Origin of the sequence: Pseudomonas sp. Fl4BN1 (assembly GCF_009908285.1) — a bacterium.
Taxonomy (GTDB): domain Bacteria; phylum Pseudomonadota; class Gammaproteobacteria; order Pseudomonadales; family Pseudomonadaceae; genus Aquipseudomonas.
In genome coordinates, this window is the sequence record NZ_JAAARM010000109.1 from 1 (window position 1) to 429 (window position 429).

Below are 429 nucleotides of genomic sequence, written 5' to 3' on the forward strand. Positions count from 1 at the left end.
GGATATTGACCGGGTGCAGTCGATGATGCCTGAATGCGGAATTGAACCCAAAGTTCTGATCGAAGGGCCGCCGCGCCGCGAGGTGCCGATTTTACTACGCCAGACCAGCTTTAAAGCACTGGAAGAGACGGTGTTGTTTGCGGGGCAGAAACAGGGCACACATACCGCGCGCTTTGGTGAAATTGAGCAGCGTGGTGTGGCATTAACGCCGAAAGGGCGACAACTGTATGATGATCTTCTGCGGAACGCTGGAACCGGGCAGGATAATCTCACTCACCAAATGCATTTACAGGAAACCTTCCGCACTTTTCCTGACAGTGAGTTTTTAATGCGTCAGCAAGGGCTGGGATGGTTCCGGTACCGTCTGACGCCTTCGGGTGAGGCGCATCGTCAGGCGATTCATCCCGGAGACGATCCACAGCCCTTAAT

General features: G+C 54.3%; 1 protein-coding gene. It reads left to right on the top strand.

Annotated features, from left to right (window positions below; all coding sequences use genetic code 11):
- Positions 1-429: 2-oxoadipate dioxygenase/decarboxylase family protein (locus GV818_RS33795; protein ID WP_161778755.1), on the top strand; the 429-nt coding region annotated here is incomplete at both ends.